The organism is Aestuariimicrobium sp. Y1814, assembly GCF_050113895.1.
GTDB lineage: Bacteria > Actinomycetota > Actinomycetes > Propionibacteriales > Propionibacteriaceae > Aestuariimicrobium.
The window spans coordinates 157,542-165,099 of the sequence record NZ_JBNJRW010000008.1 but is presented as its reverse complement, the minus strand read 5'-3'; the positions used below and the strand labels follow the sequence as shown (position 1 = coordinate 165,099).

The 7,558-nt window shown below is 68.8% G+C and carries 7 protein-coding genes and 1 pseudogene; 2 read left to right on the top strand and 6 right to left on the bottom strand.

Translation table 11 applies throughout. From position 1 onward, the window contains the following. The coding region (gene lipB / locus ACQE3C_RS10950) for a lipoyl(octanoyl) transferase LipB (RefSeq protein WP_434539216.1) at positions 1-702 on the top strand (702 nt) is incomplete at its 5' end. Here lipB and ACQE3C_RS10945 read toward each other — a convergent pair. The 3 genes and pseudogenes from ACQE3C_RS10945 to ACQE3C_RS10935 form a co-directional block, all read right to left on the bottom strand. Continuing rightward, on the bottom strand, positions 648-1,157 hold the full coding sequence (locus ACQE3C_RS10945; protein WP_434539215.1) for a hypothetical protein: 510 nt from the start codon (positions 1,155-1,157) through the stop codon (positions 648-650). The two genes, lipB and ACQE3C_RS10945, sit on opposite strands and share 55 nt — an antisense overlap. Before the next feature lie 92 nt (positions 1,158-1,249). After that, positions 1,250-1,900 carry an ATP-grasp domain-containing protein gene (locus ACQE3C_RS10940; protein WP_434539214.1) on the bottom strand — a complete coding sequence of 217 codons (651 nt, stop codon included), beginning with the start codon at positions 1,898-1,900 and terminating at the stop codon, positions 1,250-1,252. A gap of 62 nt (positions 1,901-1,962) precedes the next feature. Continuing rightward, positions 1,963-2,370 (bottom strand): annotated as a pseudogene (locus ACQE3C_RS10935) (biotin carboxylase N-terminal domain-containing protein); the annotation flags it as partial. A 133-nt stretch (positions 2,371-2,503) separates the two neighbouring features. Here ACQE3C_RS10935 and ACQE3C_RS10930 point away from each other — a divergent pair. Next, entirely contained in the window at positions 2,504-5,083 is a 2,580-nt protein-coding gene (locus ACQE3C_RS10930) for a sucrose phosphorylase (RefSeq protein WP_434539213.1), read from the top strand. A gap of 50 nt (positions 5,084-5,133) precedes the next feature. Here the strand turns inward: ACQE3C_RS10930 and ACQE3C_RS10925 are convergent, their stop codons facing one another. The 3 genes from ACQE3C_RS10925 to ACQE3C_RS10915 are packed head-to-tail and all read right to left on the bottom strand — an operon-like array spanning position 5,134 to position 7,500. Beyond that, positions 5,134-5,631 (bottom strand): universal stress protein, encoded by a 498-nt coding sequence (locus ACQE3C_RS10925; protein ID WP_434539212.1) that lies wholly within the window; start codon positions 5,629-5,631, stop codon positions 5,134-5,136. A 10-nt stretch (positions 5,632-5,641) separates the two neighbouring features. Next, complete coding sequence (locus ACQE3C_RS10920) at positions 5,642-7,039, bottom strand: MFS transporter (RefSeq protein WP_434539211.1); 1,398 nt, start codon at positions 7,037-7,039, stop codon at positions 5,642-5,644. Next, complete coding sequence (locus ACQE3C_RS10915) at positions 7,036-7,500, bottom strand: SRPBCC family protein (RefSeq protein WP_434539210.1); 465 nt, start codon at positions 7,498-7,500, stop codon at positions 7,036-7,038. The genes ACQE3C_RS10920 and ACQE3C_RS10915 overlap by 4 nt, the downstream gene beginning before the upstream one ends. Positions 7,501-7,558 lie beyond the last annotated feature (58 nt).

Below are 7,558 nucleotides of genomic sequence, written 5' to 3'. Positions count from 1 at the left end.
GGCCTCGAGTTCCAGTACCTCGGCTTCACCGAGGACCCGCCGCGGCTGTCGCCCTACCTGCCCACCTGGGACTACCAGCGTGAGGTGCTGGCGCGGGTCGCCTCCCACGAGATCTGCAACCAGGTGCTCTACGTCGAGCACGAACCGGTCTACACCGCCGGCCGCAAGACGCTGCCCGAGGAACGTCCCTTCGACGGCACCCCGGTGGTCGACGTCGACCGGGGCGGCAAGATCACCTGGCACGGCCCCGGCCAGTTGGTCGGCTACCCCATCGTGTGGCTGCCCGGCCGCATCGGCGTGGTCGACTACGTGCGCCGCCTCGAAGAGGCGATCATCCGCTACCTCACCTCGCTGGGGTTGACCTGTGGACGAGTGGCTGAGCGCACCGGCGTCTGGGTTGCCGGCGATGCCCTGCGCCCCGAGCGCAAGCTGTGCGCGATCGGCATCCGGGTCAGCCGCCGCACCACGATCCACGGGTTCGCCCTGAACCTGATCAACTCCACCGGCGGGTTCGACAACATCATCCCCTGCGGCATCAGTGACGCGGGGGTGGCCTCGGTGGCCTCCGAACTGGGCCATGCGCCGACCCTCGAAGAGGCCGGGCGGGGCCTGGAACCGTACCTGACCGAGATGATGGCCTTCGAGCCCTACGAGTCGTCCCCCGACCTGGTCGAGCTGGTGCCCGGCGGCGTGCGCGCCTGAAATTCGCAAACCCCCGCGGGGCCTGTTCCGCGCCGCCGGAAGGCCAATTTGGAAACGTCGCTGACAAGGTAGCCTGCCCGACGTGACTGTTGCACCTGAGGGACGCCGCCTGCTGCGGATCGAAGAAGAAGTGGATCTCGACCCCGGCGATCGCGGCGAACAAGTCCTTCGACGTGATCCACCGGACGCTGGGCCCCGGCGGTGGTGGCCCGGCCGGCGAGGAAGTCGGGGTCGGCCAGCACGCCGCGCAGGAAGCCGATGTTGGTGCTGACCCCGCGGATGCGGAACTCGGCCAGCGCCCGCTGCGCCCGGCGCACCGCGGTGGCGAAGTCGCGGCCGCGGCAGGTGAGCTTGACCATCATCGAGTCGAAGTGGGCGCCGATCTCGGCGCCGGCGAACACCGTGCCGCCGTCGAGGCGGATGCCCGCGCCGCCCGGCGTCCGGTACACCGACACCTTGCCCGTGTCGGGGCGGAACCCGTTGGCCGGGTCCTCGGTGGTGACGCGGCACTGCAGGGCGGCGCCGCGCAGGTGGATGGCGTCCTGGCTCAGGCCGAGCTCGGCGAGGGTTCGCCGGCGGCGATGCGCATCTGGGAGGAGACCAGGTCGACGTCGGTGACCTCCTCGGTGACCGTGTGTTCGACCTGGATGCGCGGGTTCATCTCGATGAACACGTAGCGGCCGTCCTGGCCGAGCAGGAACTCCACCGTGCCGGCGTTGACGTAGCCGATGTGGCGGGCGAAGCGCACGGCGTCGGCGCAGATCTGGTCGCGCAGCGCAGGGTCGAGGTTGGGGGCCGGCGCCAGCTCGATGACCTTCTGGTGGCGGCGCTGCCCCGAGCAGTCGCGCTCGTAGAGGTGGATGACCTCGCCGGTGGCGTCGGCCAGCACCTGGACCTCGATGTGGCGCGGCTGGTCGACGGCTTGCTCGAGGTAGACGCGCGGGTCGCCGAACGCGGCATCGGCCTCGCGCATCGCCTCCTCGAGCGCGGTTGGTAGCCGGGCCGGGTCGTCGACGCGCCGCATGCCCCGGCCGCCGCCGCCGGCCACGGCCTTGACGAACACCGGGTAACCGATCTCGGACGCCGCAGCCTGCAGCTGGGCGACGTCCTCCGACGGCTCGGCGCCGCGCAGGACCGGCAGGCCAGCCTCGCGGGCGGCCGCGATGGCGGTGGCCTTGTTGCCGGTGAGGTCGAGCACCTCGGCCAGGGGCCGATGAAGGTGATCCCCTCCTCGCGGCAGCGCCGGGCCAGGCCGGCGTTCTCGCTGAGGAACCCGTAGCCGGGGTAGATCGCGTCGGCGTGGGCCTCCTTGGCGGCGCGGATGATCCCCTCGACGTCGAGGTAGGCGCGCACCGGGTGGCCGCGTTCACCGATCTCGTAGCTCTCGTCGGCCTTCAGCCGGTACTCGGCAAGGCGATCCTCGTACGGGAACACGGCGACCGTCTTCACCCCGAGCTCGGTGCAGGTTCCCCTTGACTGCCCGCGGCGATGGTCGGCGCCGCCAGACGCCGATGTGCCGGTGCCCGAGGTGGAACCACACCTCGTGGATTCTGTGCGACGTAGCGCCCTTTGGACTACCAATCTCCGGGTCGCATCGCGGGGTCTGAGACGAAAGGCCTTGTCAGAGGCTTTGGGGTGCCGACGGGCGATCGCCTTGGTAGTCCACATGGCGCTACGCGTCGCCCGTGAACCCTCGACAATGCCCGTGTGGGAACGCAAGCCGTTCCTACGGGTTCTGTACCCACCGGGACACCCCCGGTGGCATAATGGGCGTGGTTCCCCAGACGACGAAGGAGTCCTCGTGCCCTTGTTCCCCGCGGTCCCCGATCCCAGCTCGATCCCCACCGGCGACATGCCGGGGGACAAGGTGCACATCACCGATTGGCATCTGGCGGCTGCGGCCACGCTGTACCCCGCCCTGCGGGAGCAGCTCGACCCCGTCCTGGCCGCGGGACGCGCCGTGGTGGCCGTCTACGGCGGCTCGGGCGTGGGCAAATCGGAGCTGGGATCGCTGCTCGGCCACGCGCTCAACGCGGACGGCATCGGCGCCTACATCCTGTCGGGCGACAACTACCCGCGCCGGATCCCCTCCGTCAACGACGCCGAACGCCTGCGCGTCTTCCGCCACGCGGGCGTCCGCGGGCTGGTGGACGCCGGGGCCTACGACGCGTCCGTCCGGGACGCCCTCTCCTCCCTCCAGGCTGCGGGGACGGACGCCGACCCGGCGGCCGCGGCCGAGCACCCTTGGCTCCCGACCTACCTCCGCGCGGGCTCCACGGCGCTCGCCGCGTACCTCGGGACACCGAACGAGATCGACTTTGCCGAGGTGAACGCGATCATCGCCGCCTTCAAGGGCGGCGCCGACACCCTGACCCTCAAGCGCATGGGGCGCACCGAGGCCGACCAGTGGTATGACCAGGTCGACGTCTCGGGCACCCGCGTGCTCGTCATCGAGTGGACCCACGGCAACAGCGACTTCGTCGAGGGCGTGGACGTGCCCATCCTGCTCAACAGCACCCCGGCGCAGACGCTGGCGCACCGCCGCGCTCGCGCCCGTGACGGGGCGGTCGACAGTCCCTTCACGACGCTCGTCTTGGGATTGGAGCAGGCCAAGCTGGACGCGCAGGCACCCAAGGCGTCCCTGATCCTGTCGAAAGAGGGCGAACTGCTCACCTACGACGCCTACCTGAAGGCGATGGGGCGCCACCTCCCCCGCGATGGCGTCATGCTGAACGCCTACCCCGACAGCCTGGACGGCACCCTGGCAGGCCTGGCGGCGTTCGTGCAGCGTCCCGAGGTCGCCGGCGCGTTCAGGTCGCTGTACCTGCTCCCCAGCGTCTTCAACAGCGACCTCGACCGCGGCTTCAGCGTGATCGACTACGGGCTGAACGACCTTCTGGCGAAGCCCGCCGACCTCGAGGCGCTGGCCGCTGCGGGGCTCGACCTGAAGTTCGACTTCATCCTCAACCACGCCTCGGTGCTGTCGCCCCAGTTCCAAGACATCCTGGCCCGCGGCGAGAGGTCGCCCTACAACGACTTCTTCATCGACTGGAACGCCTTCTGGGCCGGTCACGGCGAGATGACGCCGGAGGGCTACATCCAGCCACGCGCGGACCTGATCGAGCACATGTTCTTCCGCAAGCCGGGCCTGCCGCTGTTGATGGTGCGCCTGCCCGACGGGTCGGAGAAGCCATTCTGGAACACCTTCTACCAGGAGGTCCGCTACCCCCGCCTGGACGCCCAGGACCTGATGGCGGCCGGCCTGCAGTACGCCTCGGCGGACGAGTTGGCCACCCGGGTCAACGCCACCATCGCGGACGGCGGACGACCCGGGGACGCGGACTTCACCGGCTTCGAGGCGTGGCGGGACGCCGTGGTCGACCTGGTGGAGTCGCGGCGCACCTACCTGGGCCAGATGGACCTCAACATCAAGTCGCCCCTGGTGTGGACGTTCTACGCCGACACCCTGGCCAGGCTCGCGGGCTACGGCGCCGAGATCGTCCGGCTGGACGCTTTCGCCTACGCCCCCAAGGAGCCCGGCGAGAAGAACTTCCTGAACGACCCCGGTACGTGGGATCTGCTCGACCAGGTGAAGGCGTTGGCCGATCGGCACGGGGTGAAGCTGCTGCCCGAGATCCACGCCCGCTACGAGGAGGGCATCCACGAGACGATTGCGGCCAAGGGGTTCCTCACCTACGACTTCTTCCTGCCCGGGCTGCTGATCCACGCGCTCGAGACGCACTCTCCCGAGCGCCTGCTCGCGTGGATCGGCGACATCCAGGCCAAGGGCATCAAGACGGTGTCGATGCTGGGCTGCCACGACGGCATCCCGCTGCTCGACCTCAAGGGCCTGCTCAGCGACGACGAGATCGAGTCGGTGATCGCCACAGTGCGCGGACGCGGCGGCTACGTGAAGGATCTCCACGGCCAGAAGGCGACCTACTATCAGGTCAACGCCACGTACTACAGCGCTCTGGGCTGCGACGACGCATCGATGCTGCTGGCCCGGGCGATCCACCTGTTCATGCCGGGCAAGCCGCAGGTGTGGTACCTCGACCTCTTCGCCGGCGAGAACAACCTGGCCGCCGTCGAGCGTGCGGGGTCGGGCGGGCACAAGGAGATCAACCGCACCAACCTGTCGGCCGACGACCTCGAAGCCGGCCTCGCGAGGCCCGTTGTGCAGCGCCAGATCGACCTGCTGCGGTTCCGCAACACCCACCCGGCGTTCGGGTGGGATGCCGAGCTGACGGCGTCCGGAGAAGGCTCGATGTTGACCTTGGAGTGGTCGCGCGAGGGCCACACCGCACGGTTGGAGGCTGACCTCGCGACCCGGGCGTTCCGCATCACCGCGGACGGCACGGACCTCGACAGCCAAGGCTGACCCTGCGTTCGGCGCCCCCGGCCAGCGGGCAGGGTGGGCCGTCGCAGCGCTCAGACGTCCTCGGGCACCTCGATCTCGGTCACGTCACCCCACGCCGCCGGGGGACGCACCACCAGGACCTCGCACGGGGCTTCACGCACGACGGCGGACGCGACCGTGCCGAGCAGGCGTCCGGCGAGACTGGTGTCTCGGATCGCCCCGATCACGATGAGGTCCGCCTCGTGCTGCTGCGCGGCCCTCAGGAGGGCGGAGGCAGCCTCGCCCTCCACCAGCAGCGACGCCTTGACCTGCGCGCCCAGGCCGGACGCCGTGGATGTCGCGGTCGCCAACGCGTCACTGGCCGCCTCGCGTCCCAACACAACGGAGGTCCGGGTGTCACCGAGGGTGGCCGTCGCCTTCGCACCCTCGCGCATCGTCATGCCCGAATAGGCGCAGACGATGACGAGGTCGGCCCCCTCGGCAGCGGCCAAGAACGAGGCCCTCGCGACGGTCGGGTCGGACAAGGCAGAGCCATCGGTGCCGACCACGATGCATCTGTACGGAGTCATGCTTGCCATCTCAGGCTCCCTTCGTGGTGACGGTCTCGTCGCCAGAGCCGACCGGCTCGATGTCGCGCACGATCGGGGGCTCCTTGACCCAGAGCATGACCAAGCCGGCGATGCCCAGCAGGATGCCGGCGGCCATGATCGCGTTGTTGGGGTTGTCCCCCAGCAGGTTCTTGTAGATCGCGCCGAACGTGAGCGTCTGGATGAGCATCGGGATGACGATCATCATGTTGACGATGCCCATGTAGACGCCGTAGCGGGTCGAGGGAACCATGCGCACGATCATGATGTAGGGCACGCCCATGATGGACGCCCACGCGATGCCCAGGCCCACGATCGCGACGACCTTGAGCGGCAGGGTCGGCAGTTGCGGGAACAAGACCAGACCCACCGTGGCGCACCACAGGGCGATGGCGTGCACCCACTTCGCGCCCCAGCGGCGGGCCAGGGCAACCAGCCCGAACGCGACACAGAAGGTCACGATGTTGTAGGCACCGTTGATGACGCCCGTGTTCGCGACGGCGAGCTGGTAGCCCTCGGACTGGGCGTCCGTCGTGCCGTACAGCGACTGGGACACCGACAGCGACACGTATTGCCAATAGATGTTCATGGCGTACCACTGGAAGAGGTACACCAACGCCAGCTTCCGCATCTCGACCGGCATGTCGACGATGGCGTCCTTGATCTCGGTGATGAAGTGGCCGGGGCCACCCTTGCTGGCGCGGAGCTCGGCGAGTTCTTTCTCCGTCGGGGGGATCTCGGGCGTTGACAGCACCGAGATGAGCACCGTGGCGATCGAGCAGACCGAGCCGAGGAGGAACGCCGGGTAGACCCACAGCGGGATGCCGACGGACTGACCCAGGCCGAAGATGCCCTGGAAGAACATCAGGCTCAAGTTGGCCAGCGTGATCCCCAGGCCGGTGAAGAACGACTGGGCGAGGAAGCCCTTGCCGAGTTGGGCCGGGGGGAGCCGGTCGGCGATGAACGCGCGGTAGGGCTCCATCGCGGTGTTGTTGGAGGCGTCCAGGAGCCACAGCAGGAGAACCGCCATCCAGACCGCCCACACGAACGGGAACAGGGCCAGGCAGATCGCGCAGCCGATGGCACCGATGAGGAAGAAGGGGCGTCGGCGCCCGCGGAAGAAGCCCTTCTCCACCCATGTTCGGTCTGAGAGGGCCCCGATGATGGGTTGGATGAGCAGGCCCGTGACCGGACCGGCCAGGTTGAGCAGCGGCAATTGGTCGTGTGACGCGCCCAGGAACGTGTAGATCGGATTGATGGCCGTCTGCTGCATGCCGAAGCTGTACTGGATGCCGAAGAACCCGAGGTTCATCAGGAGGATCTGCGGCATGGTCATGATGGGCTTCGTGCGGACGACCGCCGACGTCGTGGGGGCTCCTGCGGTATTCATGCCTGTCCTCCATCCAGATAGGTGCCCAAGCGGACCAATTCCTTCTCCCAGCCGGCGGCGTGATACTGCGCCACGGCCGGGTCGTACGGCCCCTGGACGATGCGCACGAGCGTGCGGTCGCGGCCCATGGCGGTGAACTCGACGCGCAGTTCGAGGGACTCGTTCGGGTCGATGCCGGGGTCGCCCGTGATGCGCTGACGCGCGACGAACACGTCCGGGTCGAAGTACTCGGTGAAGACGGCGTCCGTGGTCACGCGGACGCTCGGGTCGTCGTCGCGCACCTTCACGTGATGGTGCTTGCCGCCGGTCCGCAGGTCCGACGTGACGCTCTCCCGCTCGACGTGCCACCCAGGGCTGCCCCGCCACTGGGACATCTCCTCGGGTGCGGTCCAGGCGCGAAACACGCGGGGCCGCGGGTGGTCGAACTCCTGCTCGACCACGACGATGACATTTGCTGACATGGCATCCTCCAAGTGGGGGTTGACTTGGCACTCGGGGGCCACCCGAGGCGGTTGCGCA

Excerpts from the sequence above, each read along its gene's own strand:
- ACQE3C_RS10925 (WP_434539212.1), bottom strand. The coding sequence starts at position 5,631 with ATGACTCCGTACAGATGCATCGTGGTCGGCACCGATGGCTCTGCCTTG.
- ACQE3C_RS10920 (WP_434539211.1), bottom strand. The coding sequence starts at position 7,039 with ATGAATACCGCAGGAGCCCCCACGACGTCGGCGGTCGTCCGCACGAAG.
- ACQE3C_RS10915 (WP_434539210.1), bottom strand. The coding sequence starts at position 7,500 with ATGTCAGCAAATGTCATCGTCGTGGTCGAGCAGGAGTTCGACCACCCG.